Raw genomic sequence first — 26,536 nt, 5'->3', positions numbered from 1 at the left:
GGTTTAGATCAAGTAACACATCAAAGACGTTGCACGACACATAATGCGTATTGACATAGTAAGAGATGCTGGCTTTTTAGACATCAGGAGACAAGGATGACACTGACCATGGAGTATGGCGCGATATTGGTCGCGCTTGGGTTTATTGCCGGTATTATAAATACCTTAGCCGGCGGTGGCTCCAACCTGACACTTCCAGCGTTAATGGTCATGGGGATGCCTGCCGACGTCGCCAATGCGACCAATCGCGTTGGCGTGTGGTTACAATGCGCCTCGGGGATGGCTGGCTTTAAACGCCACGACAAACTTGATACGCAAGATATCTGGCCAGTGCTGGTACCCAGCTTGATTGGTGGCTTACTTGGCGCACTTGCCGCCGCTTGGCTGCCCACCAGCTGGGTGAAACCTCTTTTACTGGGGACGCTACTTGCCATGACAGTGGTGATGTTAGTCAAACCCACCACCCTCACCCCGCCACCGGGAACACCGATTAAAAAAGTGAAAGACACACCGAGTGCGTGGCTGGGTTTATGTTTAGCAGGGTTCTACGGTGGCTTTGTCCAAGCTGGGGTTGGCTTTGTGTTACTGGCGGCTTTATGCGGTACCTTGAATTATGATCTGGTGCGCGGCAACGCGCTTAAGCTGGCTTGTACACTTGCATTCACCACCTTATCGTTGCTGGTTTTTATTGCTGATGATCTGGTGCGTTGGCTGCCGGGGCTACTCCTTGCCGTCGGCACCATGACTGGCGCACGCGTAGCCGTCAAATTTGCGATTTCTGCCAATCCAAAGACGCTCAAGCTCTTTTTGTTTGTCATGACGTTAGTGGGCTGTATTGCCGCTTATGCGTTTTAATCCCAAAGTATCAGCCTGTAGACGCTTGTCGTTTGGGTGCACGCTTGCGCCGGGGTGTTTTATCCCCTGTGCGACGTTTACGGGTAAATTGACGCTTGGGTGGCGGCGGTAAATTCTTCAACGATGTGGGGGGCGGTGCGGTTTTTACCGTCTCAATCAAACCTTGTAATTGTTCGGTCAGCGCACGCATAAAAGGTTGATAGGCGCATTTTTTTTCTGCCATGTCTTGCAGTTGGCGCTCCCATTGCGCGGTCATATCTGGATAGGTCGCGCTCTCCGGCAACGCGGCGATTAGCCCTTTTCCACTCGGTGTCGCATGTAAGGTTTTGCCTTGGCGCTGTAACAAGCCACGCTTTAGCAACAACTCGATGATCCCGGCTCGGGTTGCTTCAGTCCCTAAACCATCGGTTTCTCGTAAAATATCCTTCAGTTTTTTATCTTGCACATAGCGACCGATCCCCGTCATCGCCTGCAACAGGCTCGATTCGGTAAAGGCGGCCGGCGGTTCTGTCATACAATCTTTTATCTCACCGCGCTCACACACTAGTTGCTCGCCCGGCTGTAAGTGAGGCAAGGGGCTCGCTGACGCCTCAGCCACTTGCGTATTCGGCAGTAGCGAACGCCAACCTGCAACGGTCAAGACTTTTCCTTTGGCAATAAAGCAACCGCCCGCGATATCAAACACCAGTTTACCTTCTGCATATTCCGCCGGTGGATAAAATTGCATGAGATACTGGCGCGCGATGAGCTGGTAAAGCTTGGCTTCATCACTAGAAAGCCCAGCAGGCGCCGCTTTTGCGGTGGGAATAATGGCATGGTGCGCGCCGACCTTTGCATCGTTCCATGCTTTGTTCTTTCTAGAGGTATCTGCCTGATCGCACGCATCGATAAGCGGTTCGCACCCTTGTCGAATCGCTTGCACGACTTTACCTGCCTCCGCAAAGTGGCCCTTAGGCAGGTATCGACAGTCCGAACGCGGATAGGTAATCAATTTATGTCGCTCATAAAGCTGCTGGCAGATATCTAGCGCTTTTTGCGCACTAAAGCCAAACCGTTTGGATGCATCAATTTGCAGGGCCGACAAATTATAGGGCAGCGGCGCAGCCTGCTTGCGGGTTTGGCGCTCGGCCTCTGTCACCTTTGCCGGTTGGCCAGCAATACGATTGGCAACATTCTCAGCCAGAGCGCGAGAAATTACGCGCCCTTGTGCATCTTGCCATTGCGCGCACGCGTCACTAGGCTGCCATCTAGCTCGGATCATTTCACCTTGATACGGCAACAGAGCATCGAGTTGATAGAAAGGATGAGGGACAAAGTCTTCGATTTCTTGGTCACGACGGACCACCAAGCCCAGTACTGGGGTTTGGACACGTCCTACAGACAGCACGCCTTGGTAACCCGCTTGTTGACCGAGTAACGTGTAGGCACGTGACAAATTCATCCCATAGAGCCAATCAGCGCGAGAGCGCGCCAACGCTGACACGGACAGCGGAACAAAGGCGTGATTGTCACCCATTTTGTTGAGCGCTTTTTTCACGGCCGACACGTTTAGATCGCTGACTAACAAGCGCTGAATACGTGCCTTTTTCGCTTTACTCACTCCCGCATAATCAATGACTTCATCAACCAGTAGTTGTCCTTCGCGATCAGGATCACCTGCGTGTACGAGATGATCAAACTGCTTGATCAGTTTTTTCACGATCGCTAATTGACCAGCCGCTGATTTACGCGGACGCAGTTTCCATTGCTGAGGCACGATAGGCAGATGTGCTAACTTCCATTGCTTGTACTGGCTGTCATACGCGTCCGGCTCGACTTGCTCAAGCAAGTGGCCGATACACCATGTCACCACATCACCGTTGGCGGTTTCGATATAGCCTTTGTGGTTTTTTTGCGGTTTGGACAAACCGGCGGCAATGGCTCTGCCGAGGCTGGGCTTCTCGGCGATAAATAGGCGCGCCATATCACTCTCTAACTCTGTGCAATGAACCACATGGTATGCAAAGCGTATGGCGGGCGCAATAAAAAACCTGTACATATGCACAGGTCTTTAAAAGTGAATTAGAGATACTTCACGTATTTGCTGGTATCACGCGTTGGTGCATTGGCCGGTGCACAATCTGGAGTACCGAGATACAAAAAGCCGACAATCGCATCATCACCATCTACATCTAGCGCTTGGCGCACAACAGGGTGATAGGCAAAGGTGCCGGTACGCCAAAACCCTTGAAAACCTTGCGCAACTGCTGCCATTTGCATTGCTTGGGTAGCACAACCGGCGGAGATATGCTGTTCAATCGTCGGGACTTTTTCATGAAAGCGTGTACGCGCAATGACCGCAATGACCATGGGTGCACGAAACGGTGCTTGTTTGGCTTTTTCTATCGCAGTATCGTCCGCGCCATCGGCTTTCGCGGCCTCCACTAAAATCTGAGATAGCCGCGTTAATCCTTCACCTTCACACACCACAAACTGCCAAGGCGTTAATGCGCCATGATCAGGGGCGCGCAATCCAGCTTGAAGAATGTTCTCTAACGTTTGGCCGCTTGGCGCTGGCTCGGCTAAACGTGGAATAGAGCGGCGCTGTAATAGCAAATCAAGTGCGTTCATGGTCTTTTCCTTGTAACCCGTATATGCAGCCACGGTATCACCGCAGCGTATCGTACTGATTGCTTTATGCTAACACAGCCACTGCGCGACAAAGTCGCGCAGTTTATACGGGTTTATAGCGCGAGTGCGGTTTCAATGCCCTGACGAATGGCCCGTTTAGCGTCTAGCTCTCCCGCATGCTCCGCCCCGCCAATCAAATGGAATGGCAAACCTGCCGACTCAAGTGTCTTGGCCAACGCATTCACAGACTCTTGACCGGCACAGAGAATAATCTGGTCGGCAGGAATGACATGAGGCTCATCTTTGATGCTGATGTGTAATCCCCCATCATCAATTTTATGGTAGGTCACACCGCCCACTAAGTTTACGCCTCGTTTTTGCAAAGTTTTACGATGGATCCAACCCGTGGTTTTCCCTGGGCCTTTGCCAACGCGGCCTTCCCGACGCTGCAGGACCCATACTTGCTTGTCACTCTTAGTGTCATGGGCAGGATACAATCCTCCTTCGTGGGAAATAGTTTTATCGATCCCCCACTCTTTCAACCAGTCATCCAGTTGTTGATTCGCAGGTTCAGTGATCATAGTGGCCACATCCACGCCGATCCCGCCCGCGCCGATAATCGCAATGTGACTCCCCAACTCAGGTTGCTCACGAATAAAGGTTTGATAGTCAATCACCTTAGGATGATCAATGCCCTCAATCGCGGGGCGGCGAGGCTTAACCCCGGTTGCAACCACTACCTCATCGAATTCCCTGAGGGTGTCGACCTCAACACTGTGATTAAGATGGACGGTGACACCGGCTTTCTCCAAACGACGCAAGTAATAGCGAATGGTCTCTTGGAACTCTTCTTTGCCGGGAATGGTCATCGCTAAATTAAACTGCCCACCCAAGCGATCAGATTTTTCAAACAAGGTCACTGTATGGCCTCGCTCAGCCGCTTCGGTGGCACAGCTGATCCCAGCCATTCCGCCTCCCACGACAGCCACCGTTTTCACCTGCCGAACTGGCGTCGCCACCAACTCTGTTTCGTAGCAAGCTTTCGGGTTCACCAAGCAACTGGCTCGCTTGCCTTTAAACACATGATCCAAGCACGCTTGGTTACAGGCAATACAGGTATTGATGTCCTCCGATTGCCCAGCCTTAGCTTTGGCAACAAAGGCAGCATCGGCCAAGAAAGGACGTGCCATCGAAACCATATCAGCCTGACCGCTGGCGAGAATCTGTTCGGCCACCTCTGGGGTATTAATTCGGTTGCAGGTAACCAGAGGCACCGACACCTCACCTTTGAGTTTTTCTGTCACCCAACTAAAGGCGCCACGAGGAACTTGCGTTGCGATGGTTGGAATGCGCGCTTCATGCCAGCCAATACCAGTATTAATAATGGTGACACCGGCCTGCTCTAGGCCTTTCGCTAGCGCGACCACATCGTCAAAGGTGTTGCCTTGCTCGACCAAATCCAACATCGATAATCGGAAGATCACAATAAAATCGTCACCGGCCGCTTTTCTCACCGCCCGCATGACTTCCACGGCAAAACGCATGCGATTTTCCACCGAGCCGCCCCATTGATCATAACGGCGGTTGGCACGATGGCAGAAAAATTGGTTGATGAGATAACCTTCAGATCCCATGATTTCAACCCCATCATAACCCGCTTCTCGCGCGAGCGCGGCGCTGCGGCCGAAGGCTTTGATCGTGCGCCAAATCGCTCTCTCGCTCATGGCAAAAGGCGTGAACTTACTGATCGGAGCGCGGATTGCGGAAGCACTTTGGGCAAACGGATGGAAGGCATAACGCCCAGCATGAAGCAATTGAAGTGCAATCTTTCCGCCATTGGCATGTACCGCATCTGTGATGGCTCGATGAGTACGAGCGGCACGTCCAGAGCTAAACTGTGCGCTAAATGGAGTCAATCGACCGCGAAAGTTCGGCGAAAAGCCACCAGTGACAATTAAGCCAACGTCGCCTTTCGCGCGCTCTGCATAAAAGGCTGCGAGCTTTTTAAAACCGTCATTGGCTTCTTCTAATCCGGTATGCATCGAGCCCATCAGAACGCGGTTTTTCAATGTTGTAAACCCGAGGTCTAGCGGGGCTAGCATATGGGGGTAAGAGTGCTGTTCCATTGCTTGCTCACTTATTGTTGTGGTCTGACCAGACTATAGCGCTGTCGGCTACTGTTTTTCAAACGTTCGTTTACAAACCAGCAACATCGATTGTCGAATAGTTGATCTCAGTAGGACTTTCCTCCCCACTCTGTCGGATACGGGATAAGCTTGGGCTATCGATCCTTGCAGTGATCAGCTAGGATATCAGCGACATATATCGATGGATTAGAGTATGAAAAAACTGTTTCGCTTCATTGCATCTTTGTTCCGATGGCTTTGGGTTGCTATCGGGTTCGTGCGTCAGCTTTTGTTAAATGTGCTTTTCATTGCTGTTATTGTGGGCATTTATTGGGCGATAACCGCCGACTCGCCCCTGCCAACCGGTGACACAACCGCGAAAAAAGCCGTTCAAGCTAAACCCGCCCCACACGCGTTGTTACTGAATATAAACGGCCCCATTGTTGAACAGCGCCGTCGTATCGATCCGATCGATACCCTCTCACGCAACGCGCTCGGACAACCGATTGAAACCGAAAACGTACTCTTTGATATCGTCGATACCATCCGCCATGCCGCGACGGATGATAAGATTAACGGGTTGGTGCTTAGCCTAGGCGACATGCCATCCACGAGCCTGACCAAGCTTCGCTATATCGCCAAAGCTATCGATGAGTTCAAGCAAAGTGGTAAAGAGGTCGTGGCGATTGGTGGGATGTATAGCCAAAGCCAGTACTATTTAGCGAGCTATGCTGACGAAATTCTGATGTCACCAGATGGCATGGTGATGCTCCAAGGGTATGGCAGTTACAACCTGTATTGGAAGGATCTACTCGATAAATTAGATGTCTCGACTCACGTTTTCCGAGTCGGCACTTATAAGTCCTTTGTCGAACCTTACACACGCACCGACATGTCTCCACAGGCGCGTGAAGCGAATCAAGCATGGCTCGACCAGCTTTGGAACGCGTATGTAAGCGATGTGGCGAAAAACCGTGGCATTAAAGCGGCAATGTTCTCTCCCTCTGCCGATACACTCATTACCTCATTAGAGGCGTTTGGGGGAGATTTTGCGTCGCTTTCCAAACATATTGGCATTGTTGATGAGTTGATGACCCGTCAAGAGATCCGTCGTTATCTTGCCGATAAATTTGGCAGCGACGGGGAAGACAGTTTTGAGTACACCAGCTACTACGACTATCTACCCAAAATTCAATCTCGCTTTGCCATCCCCGGTGACAATAATATTGCCGTCGTTGTCGCCAGTGGCCCGATTATGGATGGCGTTCAGCGCCCAGGAACCGTCGGTGGTGATACCACGGCGGCGATGCTACGCGATGCTCGCCTTGACGACAGTGTTAAAGCAGTGGTGTTGCGTGTAGATAGCCCAGGCGGTAGTGCGTTTGCTTCTGAAATTATCCGCAATGAGGTCGATGCACTGCGCGAAGCTGGTAAGCCTGTGGTGGTTTCTATGTCTAGCGTCGCGGCTTCTGGCGGCTATTGGATCTCTGCCAGCGCAGATCGCATCGTCGCACAGCCAACCACCATTACCGGCTCTATCGGTATCTTTAGCCTGTTCACCACCTTTGAGAACACGCTGGAAGATATTGGTGTCCACACAGATGGCGTAGGCACAACCCCCTTCTCGGGAGTTGGTGTGACTCGGGCCTTGCCTGACGATGTCAGCCAGATCATGCAACTAGGCATTGAGCACGGCTATCACCGCTTTATTTCCTTGGTCAGCACGCACCGTAACCTGTCTTTGGAAGAAACAGATAAGGTAGCTCAAGGTCGCGTATGGACTGGTAGCGATGCGCTGAAATTCGGGTTAGTCGATCAATTAGGCGACTTTGATGATGCGGTGACACAAGCAGCAGAATTGGCGGGCTTGGAAAACTATCAGCTAGATTGGATGCAAAAACCGCTGACGCCGTTCGAGCAGTTTATGACTGAGATGCTCGGCCAAACCGCGTCAGTTTTTGGCCAAGCGATGCAGGCGAACCTCCCGACGTTTGCAAGCCAGTTACTGGCATCACCGCAGTTACAGTCGGTGACAATGCTCGAACAATTTAACGACCCTCAAGGGCGTTACTTGTTCTGCTTAAATTGCCAGTATCAGTAGCACGCTTTGCTCCGGCCGTCCTGGTCGGAGCTTTATCCCAAAGTTTTCCTCGATTCTGTGTGGTTACGCAGTACCAACCATGTAACGGTTACATGTATACTGTGCTCACGCTCATTTAATGCAGATTTGTCATGATGGAACGTAAACATATTTATATCGCCTACACGGGCGGCACCATCGGCATGCAGAAATCCGATCATGGCTATGTGCCTGTTTCTGGGTTTCTACAGCAACAGCTCGAAAACATGCCAGAATTCCATCGTCCAGAAATGCCTCGTTTTACCATTCATGAGTACGAACCACTCATTGATTCATCGGATATGACGCCAGAGGATTGGCAACGCATTGCTGACGATATTGGAGCGAATTACGACGACTACGATGGTTTTGTGATCTTACATGGTACCGACACCATGGCGTATACCGCCTCGGCGTTGTCGTTCATGTTAGAGAACTTGGAAAAACCTGTGATTGTCACCGGATCTCAGATCCCCATTGCCGAGCTTCGCTCTGACGGACAGGCGAACTTATTGAACGCCCTGCATATTGCAGCGAACTATCCGGTAAATGAAGTGACTTTATTCTTCAATAATCAATTACTGCGCGGTAATCGTAGTACCAAATCGCATGCAGATGGATTTAATGCGTTCACTTCACCGAATTTACCCGCACTGCTGGAAGCGGGCATTCATATCGAAGTGAAAGCCACCGATCTTAATCAGCCGGCACAAGGTCCGTTTAAAGTACATACCATTAACGACCAGCCGGTGGCTGTGATTATGATGTATCCGGGAATCTCACCCGATGTGGTACGCAATGCATTAAAGCAACCTGTTAATGCCATGATTTTACTTACGTTTGGGGTGGGTAATGCACCGCAGAATCCTGAGCTACTGTCGCTACTCAAACAAGCAACAGAACGCGGGGTGTTGGTACTGAACTTAACCCAATGTTTGGCTGGCCGTGTCAATATGGGGGGGTATGCCACTGGCTGTGCCCTTGCTGATGCCGGCGTACTCAGCGGCTATGATATGACGCCTGAAGCAGCCCTCGCCAAACTCCATTTCTTGCTCAGTCAAGACTTGCCTTTTGAGACCCTTCGCACCATGGTACAAAAGGATCTACGTGGTGAGCTAAGCTATTACTAGCTCGTCTCAAGTTTGGTCAAAAAATCATGAGTTTGTGAAGCCGACAATGATGTCGGCTTTTTTATCTGCTAATTTATTCATACATTTCGCCGATCAGGGTGTTCCACAATGATGGTGTTGCACGGTGATTCTTTATCACCACAAACGCGAAAAATTGCGCTGGCTTTACGATTTAAACAACTAAATTACGAACTGGTCCCAGCTTCTCCGTTTGAAGCGCATGAAGTCGTGCTGCGCCACCCGCCCATGCAAACCATCGTTGCACTGCTCGATGGCGGGCACACGATTTATCACGATACAATCGTGGCCGAGTACCTTGATGATGCGTACCCTGATCCTTTGCTGTATCCCGGCAATGCCCGTCACCGTGCCGATATACGCTGGATTGAGTGGTATTGTCGTCACCATCTCAGCCCTTTAATCGTGGATACCTTGTTTTATCAGCGTGTAGTTCGGGGTCACATGCTCGAAAAAGACATAGACCACCAAGCCGTCAATGATGCGTTAAAAACGCTACCAGAAGCTTGCCAATACCTTTCACAACTCCTTACCCATATTCCTGCGGATAAGGTCAATATGGCCACCATCAGTGTATGGAGTCTATTTCGTTGTGCTCAAATGGCAGGACTGGTGCTTGACAGCAGCTACACCAAGCTAAATCAATATCTCGAAGCACTCAGCCAGCACCCGCTGTTTGGCGATTATGCACAGGAAGAGAACCACCAACTGACACCTTTTTTCGCCAGTCCAATCAGTCTCTCTGCGCCAAATGATTAGTTGGCACCAATGCTCACCCTTGGTGGAAACTGTGAGTCGCTTTACGGTTTTCACCGACTAGCATTCCTCACAGTCTGTATTCTGGTATATACAAATTTAGGATATTGTATAGCTGGAGACTGACATGGAGCACGTCAGACAAGTTACTTCCCATTCGCAGGTGTTATGGCGCCTGTTCGGACTGAGTGCCATTGGCATTGTGTTTTTCTTCGTCCCTATTTCTATTGATGGCAACACCACCATTCCGCTCGATCACCTTGTTAGTTGGATAAAAAACACCTTTGGCAACCTGATCAACCTGTATGTGCTCATGATTATTTTAGCCGGTGCCATTATGCCACTATGGACGGGGCAGTGGCGGCAAAGCGGCGGTCAAAAGCTATTCTCGTTATTGAAATGCATTGGTGCCGTTAGCGCATTCATGGCGCTCACCCAAATTGGCCCAGCCTTTCTCCATGAGCCTGATATCCTGCCCTTTCTGTTCAACAAACTAGTGGTCTCAGTCGGCGTGATTGTCCCCGTCGGTGCGATTTTTCTGTCCTTTTTGGTCAGTTACGGTCTACTTGAGCTTATCGGTATTTTGCTCCAGCCGATTATGCGTCCCATCTGGCGAACCCCAGGCCGCTCTGCCATTGATGCGGTCGCCTCGTTTGTTGGCAGTTATTCACTCGGCTTGCTCATTACGGATAAGGTCTACAAAAATGGGCAATATTCGGTCAAAGAGGCCACCATTATCGCAACCGGTTTCTCGACCGTCTCAGCCACATTTATGATTATTGTGGCCCGTACCCTCGATTTAATGTCTCACTGGAACCTGTATTTTTGGAGTGCGTTAATCATCACTTTTATTGTCACCGCCATTACAGTGCGGCTACCGCCTATTAAAGGCTTAAGTGACAATGTGCTAGCGCCGGAACCACAAGCTATTAAGGGACAGCGCTGGGGGCTGGCTTATCAAACTGGATTATCTCAAGCCGCTCAAGCAGGCCGAGTCAGTCACAACCTGCTTGCCACCGTGAAAGATGGCTTGTTGATGACGATGACAATCTTGCCTGCGATCATGTCGGTAGGGTTGTTAGGGCTGTTAGCTGCCAAATACACCCCCGTCTTTGAGTGGTTAGGCTGGATTTTTTACCCCATCACTGCGCTATGGGGGTTAGATAACGGCCACCAGCTTGCCCAAGCTGCATCTGCTGGCTTGGCAGAAATGTTTCTGCCTGCACTGTTACTGAGTGAGGCAGACTTTGTATTACGTTTTAGTGCGGCGATTACTTGCGTGTCGAGTGTACTGTTTTTCTCCGCATCGATTCCCTGCATTCTCGCTACCAGCATTCCGATCAGCGTGTTCCGATTGGTTGTGATTTGGGCATTGCGCACGGCATTAAGTTTGATGCTTTCCATCCCCCTCGCCTTGCTCATTGCCGGCTAAATGATACAAAAACGCGCCGCTTTAACAGGCGGCGCGTACCACGGTCGCAGCGGCTCATCAGTGCTTCGTCTTTACATCAATACGCACTTCGTCCGGCTTCGCAAACTCACGTTTTAACTCTGCTTTCGATTTGAACGTTACCTGTCCACCTTTAGCAACCGTCATATGCTGAGGCTGTTCGTTATGTCGCGATTGGTAAAGCATCACCGCTTGAAGTGCTTGATCACGTTGGGTTTGGTTAAGCGCTGTTCCATCGGGCCACTTTCCCGTTTCGACGGCATAACACAAGCGATCGTAAACCTCTGGTGTCATCGCTTTTAACAGTTGTTCAATATCCATGGATGGCTCCGCTTTTTGACATGTCCCTATTATGCCTTAACCGACCTGCCTTTCGGCATCTCGAGTTCAGTGCGCAAAATCACGCTTTAGGACATAAACTACACTTAGATTTGAAGTATACTCACCGCAACTGATTGAGGATACGAACAACCATGCATTTGAGATTACCTAAATCACTCACTGCTGCTCCCTTTGCTGGCGTAATGCTTTTGCTACTGGCTGGCTGTGAGGGAGAACCGACCACCAACCAAGTGTGTGATACGCATCCTGAATTGTGCGAAGGGTTAAACATTGGTGATGGCCAATGCCGTTTTGAGCGTTCAGACTTGATTTTCAAACGGTTAGCGGTGGATGAAAAGCCCAGTGATCTCAATAAACTGGCCGAACTCAAACAGACGCAAGTCTATTTACGCTGCATGGAGCTGGTTGCGGGAATCGAACCAACCACTCTAAAAGAGCGAAAAACGAAGCGCACCGAAGCGGTCTATCACGCCTATGATTCTATCGAACGCTTAGAACGCGAATTGAAAGACTCGTATCAACCACCGGTGATTTATTACCGCTGGTCACAAGGCGATAACAGCGCTTTACCTCAATTTCTAAAACTTGAGGGAACACAGCATCTTGAAACGCCCCAGCTTCAACTTGGACTCGCCACCTATTACGTCTCTCGTGACAGGCCCAAAACCGTTCGTATCTTGTTGCATGTGCTTGAGCTGTATGACGGCAACGATGAAGAGGTACGTGACGAAGTGATCCCTGAAGCGATTAAATCCTTAGCGACCACCAACCATGCGTTGGAGCGCTTCGATCATGCGTATCTATGGGCCAAAGTGGGTAAAGACTATAACTTACCCATTGCCGATAGCGATCGGTTAGCACGGCTGTATCCTCTGTCAGAGGAACGCCGCAACCAGTTGGAAAGCTTAGCAAAAGACATCTCTTCAGCGATCCGAGACGGTGATTTCGAAGCCACGCTAGTCAACGCGCTGGATCCCAAATAACCGACCTAACCTCAAAGCGCCTGCGAATGCGGGCGCTTCCCTCTATCTGTCAGTAATTTACCAACCCATTGCTCGCCAATAAATAACGGAATTGATGTGCTTACCTTTCACGATTGCGCATCTGCTTCTACGCTTTTCAGTACACCAGCAGTCATCCAATACCTCACCCTTTCGTTTTGTACCTATTGGTCAAAGAAGGGGCAGGTAGAGTCGCAGGGGCGCAAAATGTTTAGGTGATGTAAAAAAAATCCGTACTTTTTTTTGACTTTAAACAATTTTGGGCGCGATTACCCTTGCATGGACGGGTCCTATTCTGTAATTTTACTACCAGTTTCATCTCACTAGAAATTAAGTTGTGGAGCAACATAATGACTATCAAAGTAGGTATTAACGGTTTTGGTCGTATCGGCCGCTTCGTATTCCGTGCTTCTGTAGAGCGCGACGACATTGAAGTAGTAGCAATCAACGACCTGATTGACGTTGAGTATATGGCTTACATGCTGAAGTACGACTCAACTCACGGCCGCTTCAACGGCACTGTTGAAGTGAAAGACGGCAACCTGATCGTTAACGGTAAGAAAGTACGTGTAACGGCAGAGCGCAACCCAGCAGATCTTAAGTGGGATGAGGCTGGTGTTGACGTTGTTGCTGAAGCAACTGGTATCTTCCTGACTGACGAAACAGCGCGTCAGCACATCCAAGCGGGTGCGAAGAAAGTTGTTCTGACTGGTCCATCTAAAGACGCAACACCAATGTTCGTTATGGGTGTAAACCACAGCGAGTATGCGGGTCAAGATATCGTGTCTAACGCATCTTGTACCACTAACTGCCTAGCGCCAATCGCGAAAGTACTGAACGACAAGTTCGGTATCGAGTCTGGCCTGATGACCACTGTTCACGCAACCACTGCAACTCAGAAAACTGTTGACGGTCCTTCTGCGAAAGACTGGCGCGGTGGCCGTGGTGCGTCTCAGAACATCATCCCATCTTCAACTGGTGCAGCAAAAGCAGTAGGTAAAGTACTTCCTGAGCTGAACGGTAAACTGACTGGTATGGCGTTCCGCGTACCAACTGCCAACGTTTCTGTTGTTGACCTGACTGTCAACCTAGAGAAAGCAGCATCTTACGAGCAAATCTGTGCCGCGATGAAAGAAGCGTCTGAAGGTGAGCTGAAAGGTGTTCTTGGTTACACTGAAGATGCGGTTGTTTCTCAAGACTTCATCGGTGAAGTACAAACATCAGTATTCGATGCTAAAGCAGGTATCGCACTGACCGACAAATTCGTTAAAGTTGTATCTTGGTACGACAACGAAATCGGCTACTCAAACAAAGTACTTGACCTAGTTGCACACATCTCTAAGTAAGATGCAATTACCATAGTATCGATTAAAGGCGGCCGTTGGCCGCCTTTTGTTTATGGGCTCTATGCCGTTTCTGCGCAATAAAGGACGCGATTATGACCTCTCATACTCTGCACTTCGAGCGCCGGCTCTCGGCGTCAGTTGATTTATGTTATCGCCAAGCCGTCCCCGTTCTTCGGATTCAACATCCAGCCTGTGATGCGACCATCAGTCAATTTGGGGCACACTTACTGTCATTTTCTCCACGCGATGCGGCGCCACTAATTTGGATGAGTGGCAATGCAGTCTACGATGCAAAAACGCCTCTACGAGGTGGTATTCCTGTTTGCTTTCCTTGGTTCGGCCAAACGGGTTCTCCCTCTCATGGCTTTGCACGCCGCGTGATGTGGGACATTCAACACATTGAAGAAGATGCACAAGGTGTGACGATTCAATTATCGCTGGTCTCCTCTGCAAAAACCTGTGCACTGTGGCCACACGATTTTGAAGCCGTTATGACATTCACGCTCACCCACACACTCGATGTCGCTTTAACAGTAAAAAACACCGACTCACTGCCATTTAAGATCGGAGGCGCCCTGCACAGTTACCTTTCCGTTGCGGATAGTGAACAAGCAACCGTAGCGGGTGTGGGAAGCCACTATCTCGACAATTTCAGCCACGGACAGAGAAAGCCCGCCTCTGGCACCGTGACTTTTGAAGAGCCCGTCGACCGCATTTATACCGACTCAGCCTCGTCATTAACCCTGACTGATATGGCAGGATATCGACGTATTGTCGTCAATAATCAAGGCGAGACGAGCGCAGTCGTCTGGAATCCAGGCCAAGCGGCTTCGGTACAAATGTCTGATATGGACGACGATGGCTATCTACATTTTGTCTGTATTGAAGCCGCCATTGAGCAACCCAGTATTCAGCTGGCACCGGGAGAAAGCCACACACTGACTACCTGTATTCATGACGAAAAACATGGTGAGTTGCTGTTCTAGATAATCTGCAAACACGAAAAAGGCAGCCTGCGCTGCCTGTTTGCATGTTGGTCGCGGCCAAGCGAATAGGCTAACCACTCGCTGGGGCCTGAATCAATAAAAAATATAATTCATTCCAAGGTAGCCTGATGCGGCCGTTGATTGGTCTACCATCGGGCTATCTGCAATGTTGTCATCTAAATTGGTGTAACGAACACCACCAAGCAGCTGGATGCGCTCTGTCAGCATCACATAACCACTCGCACCGATAAAATAGTGTCCCGCAGAGCCGGGTTCGTAGGCGGATAGTCCAGAGCGTGATGCCTCCGCGGCGCTGATCCCATAAAGGTGTTGATTAAGGTCACTACTGTTGTAGGAATACCCCACCTCGGGTGAAATCCCCCATCGCTGGCGGTTCATTCCATATTTCCAGCTGACTTCCCCGTACAAACCATCTCTATCATGGGTCACACCCTCACCGACTAATGCTTGGAATCGGCCGATTGGCGAGTGGTATTGATACGCTAGAGCCAAAACAACCGACGTATCGCGCTTATCAAGTAAACTTAGCTGTGGGTCATCGGTATCTGCAGGGTCAAAACGACGTGGATCATAAGTCGTTGATAAAACCAAATTATGTGTTGAATCTTTCGGCGCCAAACGCGCGCCAGCGGTGAGCCCGCGGAAATAGAAATGATCGGTATCGACATTGACAGTCGGTACGATAAGTGGGTCCGTATCTGTGTCCTTATAAGGCTGGGGGGAAAAAGCGGCTAGGACACCGGCAGACACACGTGTTTCTGCGGAAACACTTCCCGCGGCGAGTAGTAGGCATGATGCCACCGCCGCTTTAACAAGCTTTTCAGTCATTCTTCTTCCTTAATTTGCTGGTCAACGCACAATTTAGAATTAGGCCAGTAGCTGTCCATACACCACACTTATCGTGGACACCATCACTGATATTACCTTCTCAACGTGACAGCCTACTACAACAACTTGAATCTAAGCTGTCTTACACGTGGCTATTTGATTTACCTATCAATGGTAGGGGAAAAAATATCGAAAAAACAATCAATTCTTTCACGCAAAAACGTGGATTGGGGTCTAACATTATTATGAGGAAAAGGGAAATTCAGCCAAAGGACCACCTTTTCTTTATGAGTTATCAGACGATTTAGGGGGCAGGACCATGACTATTTTCGATCATTATCGTCAGCGTTACGAAGATGCAAAAGACGAAGAATTGAGCCTTCAGGAGTTCTTGGATCTGTGCCGAGACGATCGCAGCGCTTATGCCAATGCCGCCGAGCGCCTGTTGATGGCCATCGGTGAACCAGAGAAGATTGACACCTCCCTCGACCCACGGCTCAGTCGTATTTTCTCCAACCGTGTTATTTCACGCTATAAGACCTTTGAAGACTTTTATGGCATGGAAGAGTCGATTGAGCAAATCGTCTCCTACCTCAAACACGCCGCGCAAGGGCTGGAAGAACGCAAACAGATCCTTTATTTACTCGGCCCTGTCGGCGGCGGTAAATCCTCGCTTGCAGAAAAACTGAAAAGCTTGATGCAGCAAGTACCGATTTATGTGCTAACCGCGAACGGCGAACGCAGTCCGGTCAATGATCATCCTTTCTGCCTTTTTGATGCTGAAGAGGATGGTCACCTGCTGGAAAAAGAGTACGGTGTCCCGCAGCGTTATATTCGTAGCATTATGTCGCCTTGGGCCGCTAAGCGACTTAAAGAGTTTGGTGGCGACATCAGTCAATTTAAAGTCGTGAAGGTTCGCCCCTCAGTACTCAACCAAGTCGCCGTGGCGAAAACCGAGCCCGGGGATGAAAACAACCAGGATATTTCCTCCTTGGTGGGCAAGGTCGATATCCGTCAGCTCGAACACTTTTCGCAAGACGATCCTGATGCGTATTCCTACTCTGGCGCACTGTGTAAGGCCAATCAGGGATTGATGGAGTTTGTGGAAATGTTCAAAGCACCAATCAAGGTGCTACACCCCTTATTGACTGCGACGCAAGAGGGCAACTACAACGGGACCGAAGGTCTGTCTGCCCTGCCGTTTGATGGTATTATTCTCGCTCACTCCAACGAATCGGAATGGCAGTCATTCCGCAACAACAAAAACAATGAAGCATTCCTCGACCGTGTTTACATCGTCAAGGTGCCTTATTGCTTACGCGTCTCCGAAGAGATCCGTATTTACGACAAACTCTTGTCGCACAGTGAGCTAAAACAAGCGCCTTGTTCACCAAGTACGCTAGATATTCTCGCTCGCTTTACGGTGCTTTCTCGCTTGAAAGATCCTGAGAACTCGTCCATTTATTCGAAAATGCGCGTCTACGACGGTGAAACCCTCAAAGACACCGATCCCAAAGCGAAGTCGTACCAAGAGTACCGCGATTACGCCGGGGTCGATGAAGGCATGGATGGGCTCTCAACCCGCTTTGCGTTCAAGATTCTGTCTCGTGTGTTTAACTTTGACCACGCAGAAGTCGCCGCAAACCCGGTCCACCTCTTTTACGTCCTTGAGCAACAAATTGAACGTGAGCAATTCCCACAAGAAATTGCAGAGCGTTACCTCGAGCACCTAAAAGGCTATCTAATCCCGAAATATATCGAGTTTATCGGCAAAGAAATTCAAACGGCGTATCTCGAGTCTTACTCGGAGTATGGTCAGAATATCTTTGACCGCTACGTAACTTATGCAGACTTTTGGATTCAAGACCAAGAGTTCCGCGACCCAGACACCGGCCAACTGTTCGATCGCTCGGCACTCAATAGCGAGCTGGAGAAAATTGAGAAGCCTGCCGGGATCAGCAACCCGAAAGACTTCCGTAACGAGATCGTCAATTTCGTCCTACGTGCACGTGCCAATAATGAGGGAAAAAACCCTGCTTGGACCAGCTACGAGAAGCTGAAAACGGTCATCGAGAAGAAAATGTTCTCCAATACCGAAGACTTGCTACCGGTGATTTCATTCAACACCAAAACGTCTAGCGACGAGCAGAAAAAACACGACGACTTTGTCGCTCGTATGATGGAAAAAGGATATACCCGCAAGCAGGTTCGCTTGCTATCTGAATGGTATTTGCGCGTACGTAAATCGTCGTAGCACATCCCTTTCAGGGCGGACACACGTGACGGGAGAGAGTTATGGCGCATTTTATTGATCGTCGGCTCAATGGCAAAAATAAAAGCACCGTCAATCGACAGCGCTTTTTACGCCGCCACAAAAGGCAGATAAAAGAGTCAATCGCCGACGCCGTCAACAACCGGTCAATCACTGATGTCGAAAGTGGCGAGGATATTTCGATTCCATCACGCGACATCCGTGAACCGACCTTTCACCAAGGCAAAGGAGGACAGCGTGATGCTGTCCATCCTGGCAACGACCAATTTAGCCCCGGCGATCGTATTGCACGCCCCCCCGGTGGCGAAGGCGGTGGTGGCGCAGGTGACGGACAAGCGAGTCCAGACGGTGAAGGCCAAGACGATTTTGTCTTCCAAATTTCGAAAGATGAGTATCTCGATTTGTTGTTTGAAGATCTCGAGCTACCCAATCTGAAGAAAAATCAAATGCAAAAAATGGTGGAGTATAAGACCCACCGTGCGGGGTATACCTCCAATGGTGTGCCCTCGAATATCGCCATTGTGCGCTCATTGCAAAACTCGTTGGCGCGTCGCACCGCGATGTCTGCGAGCAAGCGCCGAGAGCTGGCAGAGCTAGAGGAAGCGCTGGAAAGCTTGCGTCACTCTGAGCCAGCACAGCCTTTGGAAATGAAGCGACTTGAAGAGGAAATTGCAGCACTGAAAAGCAAGATCGCCGCGGTACCTTTTATTGATACCTTCGATCTTCGCTATAAAAACTACGAAAAACGGCCACAGCCCAGTAGCCAAGCGGTGATGTTTTGTCTGATGGACGTGTCAGGATCAATGGATCAGGCGACTAAAGATATCGCAAAACGCTTTTATATCTTGTTGTATCTGTTCCTAACCCGTACCTACAAAAATGTAGAGGTGGTCTTTATTCGCCATCATACCCAAGCAAAAGAAGTCGATGAGCACGAATTCTTTTACTCGCAAGAAACCGGCGGCACCATTGTCTCCAGTGCATTGCGCTTGATGGATGAGATCATCAAAGACAGGTACAACCCCACAGAGTGGAACGTGTATGCCGCCCAAGCGTCTGACGGCGACAACTGGGCAGACGATTCACCGGGTTGTCGTGAGCTACTGCAGAAAAGCTTACTGCCGGTCAGCCGCTATTACGCCTATATCGAGATTACGCGCCGCGCGCATCAAACGTTATGGCGTGAATATGAGGCACTCGCGGAAAGCCATGACAACTTTGCGATGCAGAATATTCGCTCGGCGGAAGATATCTTCCCCGTGTTCCGCGAATTGTTTAAGCGTCAGGTCGAAGCCTGACGCCATCTCTGCATCGGTATGTTTTTTCAGGGAGATTAGGTATGGCTGTCACTAAAGGCAAACGTAAGACGCCGCTCCATGATGGGCCGGATTGGACCTTTGAGCTGCTTGAGCAGTATCACAAGGAAATTAAACGCGTTGCCGAGCACTACAGGCTCGATACCTACGCCAACCAGATTGAAATTATCGCTGCCGAGCAAATGATGGATGCTTACTCAAGCGTCGGCATGCCGATTAATTATAATCACTGGTCATTTGGCAAAAAATTTATCGAGACCGAACGTCACTATAAGCACGGCTATATGGGGCTTGCCTATGAGATAGTGATCAATTCAGACCCTTGTATTGCCTATTTAATGGAAGAAAACACCATCACCATGCAAGCCTTGGTGATGGCACATGCCTGTTATGGCCACAACTCTTTTTTTAAGGGCAACTATCTATTCCAAACTTGGACCGACGCCGGTTCGATCATCGACTATCTGCTGTTTGCGAAAAACTACATCAGTGAATGCGAAGAGAAGTATGGCCTCGCCGAAGTCGAAAACTTGCTCGACTCTTGCCATGCGCTGATGAATTACGGGGTAGACAGATACAAACGTCCGCAGAAAATTTCTCTCGCTGAAGAAAAAGCGCGACAAAAAGCCCGCGAAGACTACCTACAAACCCAAGTGAATGAACTGTGGCGTACCATTCCGGGCGGTAAGAAAGAACAGGAGCAAGAGACACGGCGCTTCCCCGCCGAGCCGCAGGAAAACCTGTTGTATTTCTTTGAGAAACACTCGCCATTGCTAGAGCCGTGGCAGCGTGAAATCGTGCGGATCGTGCGCAAGGTTAGCCAGTATTTTTATCCACAAAAGCAAACTCAGGTGATGAATGAAGGCTGGGCAACCTTCTGGCACTACACCATTTTGAATCATCTCTACGATGAGGGCTTGGTGACGGATAGCTTTATCATGGAGTTTTTACACAGCCATACCAACGTGGTCGCACAGCCGCCTTACAACAGCCAGTATTACTCAGGGATCAATCCCTATGCCCTCGGGTTTGCCATGTTCCAAGACATTCGCCGAATGTGTGAAAACCCAACCGAAGAAGATAAGTACTGGTTCCCAGAGGTTGCAGGCAAAGATTGGCTCGATACGGTGCATTTTGCGATGGCGAACTTTAAAGACGAGAGCTTTATCAGCCAGTTTTTATCGCCCAAGGTCATGCGCGATATGAAGCTTTTCGCCGTCAATGATGACGATAAGCAAAGTTACATCGAAGTCACCAGTATTCACAATGAACAAGGTTACCGCCAGCTGAGAGAAAAACTCTCTGCTCAATATAACCTCAGTAATCGTGAACCCAATATCCAAGTCTATGATGTCGACTTACGCGGTAATCGGTCACTCACCCTGCGCTATGTGCCTCATAACCGCATCCCATTAGCCAATTCCTATGAGGAAGTGCTGAAACATGTCCATCGACTCTGGGGATTTGAAGTGATCCTCGAAGAGGAAACCAGTGAAGGACGAGGGAAAATACTGAGTAGCTGTCCGAAACGGCCGCAATTTGATCCAGACATGTTAGTCGGGAGCTAGTCTTGCCACCTGTCCCGTCCTAAGATAAATAGACAAAAAAGCCAGAGGCACAAGGCCTCTGGCTTTTCACTGTTTAAACCGATGAGGCGCAAAACAGCATTACACCTCGGTTGAAGCAATGCGTCGGTTAGGCCTCTTCTTCGGCCATATTGGCCGCAATGGTTTCACGATTGCCAAACCACAATGCACCACTTTCACGACCGTACTGCTTCACTCGATCGCTGATGGCATTATGTTGATTGTTTTCAATCAAACCGCGCAAGTCGCTGTAAAAGCGTAATGCAATCTCACACGCACGGCGATCCATAAAGTAGTAGCCACCCACTCGCGAATAAATCTGACGCATACCATTAATGGTCAATACATACACTTTATTGCCAGAATAATGTGCCATGCCTTGGAACAGCATATAGTCGAAGTGGTTAAAGGCACGTCCCATTGAAATCCGCTCACACAGTGCGGGATCTTGTTTGCCGTACTTATCTTGAATCTTCTTGACGTCTTTAAGCACCTCGGCTTGCTCATCAATCAAGGCGATAAACTGCTCAAAGCTTTCACTTTCAAGCACTTGTTCACAGCGTTTAATCACATGATCGATAAGATTAATACACTCTTGCGGGCGATTTTTTGCAGCATAGCGCATGTAAACACCGCTAATATCGGTGCGTGCAGCCAGCAGGTCTTCCAGCACTCCGTGGACGTCTTGGCCTTCCAGCGTCACCAACGTATCGAGAATGCTCAGCCCAGAGGTGCGCATATAATCGTTTACACGGGTTGGTTTGCCATGTTGGATAGTTAACCAACCATCGCGCGCTAAGCGCTGCAAGACTTCACGTAATGTGGTTCGGGTCACACCGATAAGCTCTGATAATTCACGCTCAGCCGGTAGAATCGACCCTTTCGGGAAGTGATTATTCCAAATACTTTCAATTATATATTTTTCAGCAAACGTTGCTGGGCTATCCGCCTTTATAACCATTGAATCTTAATTCCAATTTGCTTCTTGCTCTGATTAATAACTCATCATACCACTAGTCTTTTCAGGCAGAAACCGCTACGTGTTTTCAGGGCCAATGAAGTGACATCCTGCAGATTTTTGTACCAGATCAATGAAAATCTGGGCATAATTCGCAAAATTATGTCATACAAGATGTAACAAAGTATGTCTAAGGCAAAATAGCGCACATCCGTCATGCAGTTGCGACCAACCGCCTACGCTGCTCGCCATTGCCGAACACCGAATTTGTACAGTGACCCGCTCCTCGTACTGGATCCATCGCTCTCTCAAACGGGCTGCTATGGTTTCTGTGTACGTGTGTTTTCTCGCCATGCGCCGCCTGTACGATGCATACATAACCATGAGACTTTCACTATGGCTAAGACCATGACACTCAGAACCGCGTTTTTGAAGAACTTTCTCGGTAAAGCGCCAGATTGGTACAAACTGGCCATTGTCGCCTTTTTAATTATCAACCCGATTGTATTCTCGATTGACCCCTTCATTGCCGGCTGGCTACTGGTGGTCGAATTCATTTTCACCTTAGCCATGGCGCTAAAATGCTACCCTCTGCAACCGGGCGGTCTGCTTGCGATTGAGGCCGTCGCTATCGGTATGACGAGTCCCGCGCAAGTAAAGCATGAATTGGTCGCCAACGTTGAAGTCTTGCTGCTACTGGTCTTTATGGTGGCAGGGATTTACTTTATGAAGCAGCTGTTGCTGTATATTTTCACCAAAATCTTATTGGGGATCCGTTCCAAAATTGCACTCTCTCTCGCGTTTTGTGGTGCTGCCGCCGCGTTATCCGCCTTTTTGGATGCCCTCACCGTGATTGCCGTGGTGATTAGTGTCGCCGTGGGTTTTTACTCGATTTATCACCGCGTTGCCTCAGGGAAAGAGTTTGGCGCCGCGCATGACCACACCTCAGATGAAAGCCTGAGTGATGATCTCAGTCGTAACGATTTGGAAAACTATCGCGCCTTCTTGCGCAGCCTACTGATGCATGCGGGCGTGGGTACCGCGCTCGGTGGCGTGATGACCATGGTAGGTGAACCTCAGAACCTGATCATTGCCGATCAAGCTGGCTGGCATTTTGGTGAGTTTATTCTGCGGATGGCACCAGTGACTCTGCCGGTCTTTGTCGCAGGCCTCCTCACCTGTGTGTTGGTGGAAAAGTTACGTCTATTCGGATACGGCGCACAGCTTCCAGATAACGTCCTTAAAATTCTGGTGGAATACGATAAAGCACAACGCGCCAAACGCACGCCACAAGATGTGGCTAAACTGGTGGTTCAAGCGTTGATCGCCGTTTGGTTGATTGCCGCCCTTGCCCTTCACTTAGCCGCAGTCGGCTTGATTGGTCTCAGTATTATCATCTTGGCAACCGCATTTACCGGGGTAATCGATGAACATCACATCGGCAAAGCATTTGAAGAGGCACTGCCCTTTACCGCGCTGTTGGCGGTGTTCTTCTCGGTAGTCGCCGTGATTATCGACCAACACTTATTTGCGCCTGTGATCGATCTCGTCCTATCGTTGGAGGGCCATATGCAGCTCACCATGTTCTATATCGCGAACGGGTTGCTGTCTATGGTGTCTGATAATGTCTTCGTCGGCACTGTGTACATTAATGAAGTGAAATCCGCGCTTATTAACGGCGTTATCGACCGTGAACAATTCGACATGCTGGCCGTCGCCATTAATACTGGGACAAACCTGCCTTCGGTCGCCACCCCGAATGGTCAAGCCGCCTTCTTGTTTTTGCTCACCTCCACATTGGCACCGTTACTTCGCCTCTCCTACGGGCGCATGGTCTATATGGCATTGCCTTACACCATCGTAATGGGCCTACTCGGCGTGGTGGGGATCGAGTTTTTCTTGGTACCGGCCACTGAATGGATGCTACATCAAGGATGGATTTCTGAAACCATTCATATGACCCAACAAGCCTTACCGAGTGCGCACTAACGCACTTCTACCATTGACCTTAGGCTCAACAAACGATTGAATAGCAAGGCCCTGTTTAGGGCCTTTTTTGTATCAGGAGTAATTTGAGTTATGTGGCGCGCCTTAAACCAGTTTTCTCGCAGTCGTTTTTCTTGGCTGCTGTTACTCGTGAGTGTTGTCGGTCTTGAGGCTACAGCGCTGTATTTCCAATATCACCAGTCACTCGCGCCTTGTGTGATGTGTATTTATGAACGGGTTGCACTGTTTGGCGTGGGAGCAGCCGCACTGGTTGGCGTGATTGCGCCGCAAAATGCTGCATTACGCACCTTGGGGTTACTCGGCTATGGGGTGACCGCTGCCTGGGGGCTAAAACTGGCACTTGAGCATGTCAGTTACCAATTTCCGGATCCGAATCAACTGTTCGGCCCGACGTGTGATGTCGCGGTGAACTTCCCGACTTGGGCCCCACTCAATCAATGGCTTCCGCAGGTATTTGAAGCTTATGGTGATTGCAGCAAGGTGGTTTGGCAATGGCTTGGCTTTTCGATGCCACAATGGTTAGTAGGCATTTTCTCGGCCATGCTGGTAGTGTGGGGGTTGGTCGTCATCGCCCAATTTATTGGCCGACCACCGCGCCGTATCTTTTCTTAGTAACCTTGACGCGCCGCCTCCAAATCGAGGGCGGCGCATCTGCAGCCACTTAGGCTTCGCAGACGATTTGCGTATCGGCTTGTAGCTTAGCTAGCAAAGGTCTATCCGCTGCACTAAATACCGCGGGATCGAGTCGGTTTGGTTCGCTCCAGTGAATGGCCTGATGACTCAAGGCTTCAGGCTCTCCCTTGGAGAGGGTGCACCAATAGCTACACAACAAAATGCGCTTATCACCGTAGTCATATTCTGTTTCGACAATCGGCGCGCCGACGGCTACCGTCACTCCCAGCTCTTCTTTTAGCTCACGCGCGAGGGCTTGTTGATCGCTTTCATCCGCTTCTACCTTACCCCCCGGAAATTCCCACCAGCTAATGTAGGCCTTGTCTGGGTGGCGCTGAGCAACAAGCACTTGGTTTGCTTGCTCAATCACACCGGCGACCACACGAATCGCCGCTTGCGTGTTTACTTGCGTCATCGTTCTCTCCTGCAATCGCTTATCGCCCACAACACTTTTTAAACTTGGTGCCACTGCCACACGGACAAGGATCGTTACGCCCTACCGACTTAAACGGGTTAATTTGATGGGCGCCATGGCTGCCTTGCTGCACTTCATCTGCTGCTTTGGCGACTTCTTGGATCATTAGGTCCAATTGGTCGATGTAGCGACCGGGCTCAATATCTAAGCCAACTTCTTTCATTTGCGCCAGCGTCCCCGCCTCGTCATGCAGCAACAGCATCGAGGTCACCAGTGCAGATAACATGCGGCGACTTCCATCGCCGACGGTAGCCTCTTGCCAATGCGGCTCAACATAAGGCCATACCGCAAGAAAACCTTCGGCAAACGCTTGAGCCGGTTCGCTACGTAACGACAGCATCAACGCGTCTGACAACTCATAGTCGTTGCGCATGAGGGCGTGATACTGCACGTCAAGATGCGCAAGGATCGTCTTTTTATCGGCGTCAGGTAAATGGACATCGTCTTCATCAAGGCCTGCCGTCATCAATACCGATAACCATGTGTCCGGTGATAGCGTTGCGGGACAGATATTGGCGGCCAGCAGGGCGCCTTCTACAAAGCTGGCTGGCATGCCTTCCCATTCAGAAGAAAGCGTGATTAGTGTTGACATTCTGTCTCCCGTATCTGTTGAGTCGCGTCAGCGAGGCGAGCGTTATCCAGCTCACGCACTATCTCATCGGCGCGATTGAGCACGCGAATCGCTTTAAAACAAGCGTCTGCTTGCGGATAGTACTGACGTAAATATTTGAACCACTGTTTTATTCGGTTCGGGAAATACTGGCCCTTATCACCTTGTAGCTCGAGTTCGGTATAGCGTACCAATAACGTAAGCACGTCTGTCCACGCCATTGGTGCAACATTGTCTCGAATGTGGGCGCCAAGGTTGGGCATGTTCAGGGCACCACGACAAACCATTAAGGTGTCGCACCCCGTGATGGCTTGGCAGCGTAGCGCATCCTCTCGGTGCCAAATATCGCCATTCGCGGTGACAGGAATAGGCAATTGTTGATTTATCTCTGCGATCAAATCCCAACGAATGGTACCCGCTTTGTAGCCATCACGCTTAGTTCGACCGTGGACAACAAGCTCAGAGGCACCAGCTTGGTATACCGCATCAGCAATCTCCGGGTAGTCATCCAAATCGTTGTAGCCAAGACGAATTTTGGCACTCACCACATGGGCTGAGTCCACCGCATCGCGCACCGCTTTCACCACATCAAACATATGCTCTGGGGTCTTGAGCAAGGCCGCACCACCTCGGTTGCCATTCACCGTTTTTGACGGACAGCCAAAATTAATATCTATCCCGTGGGAGCCAAGCTCAATGGCTCGGACGGCATTGCGCGCCATCGCCACCGGATCTTGTCCCAACAGCTGCACACGCACCGGCGTGCCGGCGGCGGTGACGCCTCCTTGATGCAATTCAGGGCACAAGCGATAAAAGACCTTCTCGGGTAAACGCTGATCGACCACACGCACAAATTCCGTCACACAGAGACTGTAATGATTAATCTCCGTGAGCAGGTTTCTCATTAAGGGATCGAGTACCCCTTCCATTGGGCCTAAAACCACGCGAGGGGCAGATGGATATGTTTGACTCATGCCATGACCTTTACCAGTAAGGCGCGCTATTTTGCCAGCTTTTGCCGCAAAGCGCAGCTAACATCGAGTAGGGTGAGG

Annotated in this window: 22 protein-coding genes; 13 read left to right on the top strand and 9 right to left on the bottom strand. The window is 50.0% G+C overall.

What is annotated here, in order from left to right; translation table 11 throughout:
* The first annotated feature begins 96 nt into the window (after positions 1–96).
* On the top strand, positions 97–855 hold the full coding sequence (locus tag BGK46_RS13410) for a sulfite exporter TauE/SafE family protein (RefSeq protein WP_069590029.1): 759 nt from the start codon (positions 97–99) through the stop codon (positions 853–855).
* A gap of 10 nt (positions 856–865) precedes the next feature.
* Here BGK46_RS13410 and BGK46_RS13405 read toward each other — a convergent pair whose 3' ends face one another.
* The 3 genes from BGK46_RS13405 to BGK46_RS13395 form a co-directional block, all read right to left on the bottom strand.
* Positions 866–2,818, bottom strand: coding sequence for a DNA topoisomerase III (locus BGK46_RS13405; protein ID WP_069590081.1), 1,953 nt, complete (start codon positions 2,816–2,818; stop codon positions 866–868).
* Positions 2,819–2,916: 98 nt separating this feature from the next.
* Positions 2,917–3,465 (bottom strand): NAD(P)H nitroreductase, encoded by a 549-nt coding sequence (locus tag BGK46_RS13400; RefSeq protein WP_069590027.1) that lies wholly within the window; start codon positions 3,463–3,465, stop codon positions 2,917–2,919.
* Between the two features lie 113 nt (positions 3,466–3,578).
* Positions 3,579–5,591 carry an NADPH-dependent 2,4-dienoyl-CoA reductase gene (locus tag BGK46_RS13395; protein ID WP_069590026.1) on the bottom strand — a complete coding sequence of 671 codons (2,013 nt, stop codon included), beginning with the start codon at positions 5,589–5,591 and terminating at the stop codon, positions 3,579–3,581.
* A 214-nt stretch (positions 5,592–5,805) separates the two neighbouring features.
* Between BGK46_RS13395 and sppA the strand changes: the two genes are divergently transcribed.
* The 4 genes from sppA (at position 5,806) to BGK46_RS13375 (ending at position 11,046) form a co-directional block, all read left to right on the top strand.
* Complete coding sequence (gene sppA / locus BGK46_RS13390; RefSeq protein ID WP_069590024.1) at positions 5,806–7,692, top strand: signal peptide peptidase SppA; 1,887 nt, start codon at positions 5,806–5,808, stop codon at positions 7,690–7,692.
* A gap of 134 nt (positions 7,693–7,826) precedes the next feature.
* Positions 7,827–8,840: an asparaginase gene (gene ansA, locus BGK46_RS13385; RefSeq protein WP_069590079.1), complete on the top strand. Its 1,014-nt coding sequence runs from the start codon at positions 7,827–7,829 to the stop codon at positions 8,838–8,840.
* 108 nt (positions 8,841–8,948) lie between these two features.
* Positions 8,949–9,617, top strand: coding sequence for a glutathione S-transferase family protein (locus tag BGK46_RS13380; RefSeq protein WP_084781467.1), 669 nt, complete (start codon positions 8,949–8,951; stop codon positions 9,615–9,617).
* A gap of 124 nt (positions 9,618–9,741) precedes the next feature.
* Positions 9,742–11,046, top strand: coding sequence for a YjiH family protein (locus tag BGK46_RS13375; protein WP_069590023.1), 1,305 nt, complete (start codon positions 9,742–9,744; stop codon positions 11,044–11,046).
* Positions 11,047–11,103: 57 nt separating this feature from the next.
* On the opposite strand, the gene BGK46_RS13370 is transcribed toward BGK46_RS13375, so the two are convergent.
* Positions 11,104–11,385 carry a YeaC family protein gene (locus BGK46_RS13370; protein WP_069590022.1) on the bottom strand — a complete coding sequence of 94 codons (282 nt, stop codon included), beginning with the start codon at positions 11,383–11,385 and terminating at the stop codon, positions 11,104–11,106.
* 152 nt (positions 11,386–11,537) lie between these two features.
* On the opposite strand from BGK46_RS13370, the gene BGK46_RS13365 reads away from it, so the two are divergent.
* The 3 genes from BGK46_RS13365 to BGK46_RS13355 all read left to right on the top strand — a co-directional run bounded on the left by BGK46_RS13365 (position 11,538) and on the right by BGK46_RS13355 (position 14,739).
* Positions 11,538–12,389 carry a DUF2989 domain-containing protein gene (locus BGK46_RS13365; protein WP_069590020.1) on the top strand — a complete coding sequence of 284 codons (852 nt, stop codon included), beginning with the start codon at positions 11,538–11,540 and terminating at the stop codon, positions 12,387–12,389.
* A gap of 368 nt (positions 12,390–12,757) precedes the next feature.
* Entirely contained in the window at positions 12,758–13,753 is a 996-nt protein-coding gene (gapA, locus tag BGK46_RS13360) for a glyceraldehyde-3-phosphate dehydrogenase (RefSeq protein WP_069590018.1), read from the top strand.
* 92 nt (positions 13,754–13,845) lie between these two features.
* Positions 13,846–14,739, top strand: a complete 894-nt coding sequence (locus BGK46_RS13355; protein WP_069590016.1) for a D-hexose-6-phosphate mutarotase — start codon at positions 13,846–13,848, stop codon at positions 14,737–14,739.
* 93 nt (positions 14,740–14,832) lie between these two features.
* Here BGK46_RS13355 and BGK46_RS13350 read toward each other — a convergent pair whose 3' ends face one another.
* On the bottom strand, positions 14,833–15,588 hold the full coding sequence (locus tag BGK46_RS13350; protein WP_069590014.1) for a MipA/OmpV family protein: 756 nt from the start codon (positions 15,586–15,588) through the stop codon (positions 14,833–14,835).
* 319 nt (positions 15,589–15,907) lie between these two features.
* Here BGK46_RS13350 and BGK46_RS13345 point away from each other — a divergent pair, with 319 nt between their 5' ends.
* Genes BGK46_RS13345 through BGK46_RS13335 form a run of 3 tightly spaced genes read left to right on the top strand, consistent with a single transcriptional unit; the run spans position 15,908 to position 20,744 of the window.
* The gene (locus BGK46_RS13345) at positions 15,908–17,842 is read left to right on the top strand and encodes a PrkA family serine protein kinase (protein WP_069590012.1); all 1,935 of its coding nucleotides are present in this window, start codon (positions 15,908–15,910) and stop codon (positions 17,840–17,842) included.
* Positions 17,843–17,883: 41 nt separating this feature from the next.
* Positions 17,884–19,158 (top strand): YeaH/YhbH family protein, encoded by a 1,275-nt coding sequence (locus tag BGK46_RS13340; RefSeq protein WP_069590011.1) that lies wholly within the window; start codon positions 17,884–17,886, stop codon positions 19,156–19,158.
* Between the two features lie 41 nt (positions 19,159–19,199).
* A complete protein-coding gene (locus BGK46_RS13335) occupies positions 19,200–20,744 on the top strand; it encodes a SpoVR family protein (RefSeq protein WP_069590009.1) in 1,545 nt (514 codons plus the stop codon).
* 127 nt (positions 20,745–20,871) lie between these two features.
* On the opposite strand, the gene fadR is transcribed toward BGK46_RS13335, so the two are convergent.
* Positions 20,872–21,723, bottom strand: a complete 852-nt coding sequence (fadR, locus tag BGK46_RS13330; protein ID WP_069590007.1) for a fatty acid metabolism transcriptional regulator FadR — start codon at positions 21,721–21,723, stop codon at positions 20,872–20,874.
* A gap of 405 nt (positions 21,724–22,128) precedes the next feature.
* On the opposite strand from fadR, the gene nhaB reads away from it, so the two are divergent.
* The gene (nhaB, locus tag BGK46_RS13325) at positions 22,129–23,709 is read left to right on the top strand and encodes a Na(+)/H(+) antiporter NhaB (RefSeq protein ID WP_069590075.1); all 1,581 of its coding nucleotides are present in this window, start codon (positions 22,129–22,131) and stop codon (positions 23,707–23,709) included.
* A 90-nt stretch (positions 23,710–23,799) separates the two neighbouring features.
* Positions 23,800–24,339 (top strand): disulfide bond formation protein DsbB, encoded by a 540-nt coding sequence (dsbB, locus tag BGK46_RS13320; RefSeq protein ID WP_069590005.1) that lies wholly within the window; start codon positions 23,800–23,802, stop codon positions 24,337–24,339.
* 49 nt (positions 24,340–24,388) lie between these two features.
* Here dsbB and BGK46_RS13315 read toward each other — a convergent pair whose 3' ends face one another.
* Genes BGK46_RS13315 through dusC form a run of 3 tightly spaced genes read right to left on the bottom strand, consistent with a single transcriptional unit; the run spans position 24,389 to position 26,458 of the window.
* Entirely contained in the window at positions 24,389–24,814 is a 426-nt protein-coding gene (locus BGK46_RS13315; protein WP_069590003.1) for a (deoxy)nucleoside triphosphate pyrophosphohydrolase, read from the bottom strand.
* A gap of 19 nt (positions 24,815–24,833) precedes the next feature.
* Positions 24,834–25,466 carry an SEC-C metal-binding domain-containing protein gene (locus BGK46_RS13310; protein ID WP_069590001.1) on the bottom strand — a complete coding sequence of 211 codons (633 nt, stop codon included), beginning with the start codon at positions 25,464–25,466 and terminating at the stop codon, positions 24,834–24,836.
* Positions 25,454–26,458: a tRNA dihydrouridine(16) synthase DusC gene (gene dusC, locus BGK46_RS13305; RefSeq protein ID WP_069589999.1), complete on the bottom strand. Its 1,005-nt coding sequence runs from the start codon at positions 26,456–26,458 to the stop codon at positions 25,454–25,456. The genes BGK46_RS13310 and dusC overlap by 13 nt, the downstream gene beginning before the upstream one ends.
* Positions 26,459–26,536 lie beyond the last annotated feature (78 nt).

The organism is Salinivibrio sp. SS2 (assembly GCF_001722075.1).
GTDB lineage: Bacteria > Pseudomonadota > Gammaproteobacteria > Enterobacterales > Vibrionaceae > Salinivibrio > Salinivibrio proteolyticus.
The sequence above is the reverse complement of the archived record's forward strand: the minus strand, read 5'-3'. Positions and strand labels throughout refer to the sequence as shown.

Excerpts from the sequence above, each read along its gene's own strand:
- BGK46_RS13410 (WP_069590029.1), top strand. The coding sequence starts at position 97 with ATGACACTGACCATGGAGTATGGCGCGATATTGGTCGCGCTTGGGTTT.
- BGK46_RS13405 (WP_069590081.1), bottom strand. The coding sequence starts at position 2,818 with ATGGCGCGCCTATTTATCGCCGAGAAGCCCAGCCTCGGCAGAGCCATT.
- BGK46_RS13400 (WP_069590027.1), bottom strand. The coding sequence starts at position 3,465 with ATGAACGCACTTGATTTGCTATTACAGCGCCGCTCTATTCCACGTTTA.
- BGK46_RS13395 (WP_069590026.1), bottom strand. The coding sequence starts at position 5,591 with ATGGAACAGCACTCTTACCCCCATATGCTAGCCCCGCTAGACCTCGGG.
- sppA (WP_069590024.1), top strand. The coding sequence starts at position 5,806 with ATGAAAAAACTGTTTCGCTTCATTGCATCTTTGTTCCGATGGCTTTGG.
- ansA (WP_069590079.1), top strand. The coding sequence starts at position 7,827 with ATGGAACGTAAACATATTTATATCGCCTACACGGGCGGCACCATCGGC.
- BGK46_RS13380 (WP_084781467.1), top strand. The coding sequence starts at position 8,949 with ATGATGGTGTTGCACGGTGATTCTTTATCACCACAAACGCGAAAAATT.
- BGK46_RS13375 (WP_069590023.1), top strand. The coding sequence starts at position 9,742 with ATGGAGCACGTCAGACAAGTTACTTCCCATTCGCAGGTGTTATGGCGC.
- BGK46_RS13370 (WP_069590022.1), bottom strand. The coding sequence starts at position 11,385 with ATGGATATTGAACAACTGTTAAAAGCGATGACACCAGAGGTTTACGAT.
- BGK46_RS13365 (WP_069590020.1), top strand. The coding sequence starts at position 11,538 with ATGCATTTGAGATTACCTAAATCACTCACTGCTGCTCCCTTTGCTGGC.
- gapA (WP_069590018.1), top strand. The coding sequence starts at position 12,758 with ATGACTATCAAAGTAGGTATTAACGGTTTTGGTCGTATCGGCCGCTTC.
- BGK46_RS13355 (WP_069590016.1), top strand. The coding sequence starts at position 13,846 with ATGACCTCTCATACTCTGCACTTCGAGCGCCGGCTCTCGGCGTCAGTT.
- BGK46_RS13350 (WP_069590014.1), bottom strand. The coding sequence starts at position 15,588 with ATGACTGAAAAGCTTGTTAAAGCGGCGGTGGCATCATGCCTACTACTC.
- BGK46_RS13345 (WP_069590012.1), top strand. The coding sequence starts at position 15,908 with ATGACTATTTTCGATCATTATCGTCAGCGTTACGAAGATGCAAAAGAC.
- BGK46_RS13340 (WP_069590011.1), top strand. The coding sequence starts at position 17,884 with ATGGCGCATTTTATTGATCGTCGGCTCAATGGCAAAAATAAAAGCACC.
- BGK46_RS13335 (WP_069590009.1), top strand. The coding sequence starts at position 19,200 with ATGGCTGTCACTAAAGGCAAACGTAAGACGCCGCTCCATGATGGGCCG.
- fadR (WP_069590007.1), bottom strand. The coding sequence starts at position 21,723 with ATGGTTATAAAGGCGGATAGCCCAGCAACGTTTGCTGAAAAATATATA.
- nhaB (WP_069590075.1), top strand. The coding sequence starts at position 22,129 with ATGACACTCAGAACCGCGTTTTTGAAGAACTTTCTCGGTAAAGCGCCA.
- dsbB (WP_069590005.1), top strand. The coding sequence starts at position 23,800 with ATGTGGCGCGCCTTAAACCAGTTTTCTCGCAGTCGTTTTTCTTGGCTG.
- BGK46_RS13315 (WP_069590003.1), bottom strand. The coding sequence starts at position 24,814 with ATGACGCAAGTAAACACGCAAGCGGCGATTCGTGTGGTCGCCGGTGTG.
- BGK46_RS13310 (WP_069590001.1), bottom strand. The coding sequence starts at position 25,466 with ATGTCAACACTAATCACGCTTTCTTCTGAATGGGAAGGCATGCCAGCC.
- dusC (WP_069589999.1), bottom strand. The coding sequence starts at position 26,458 with ATGAGTCAAACATATCCATCTGCCCCTCGCGTGGTTTTAGGCCCAATG.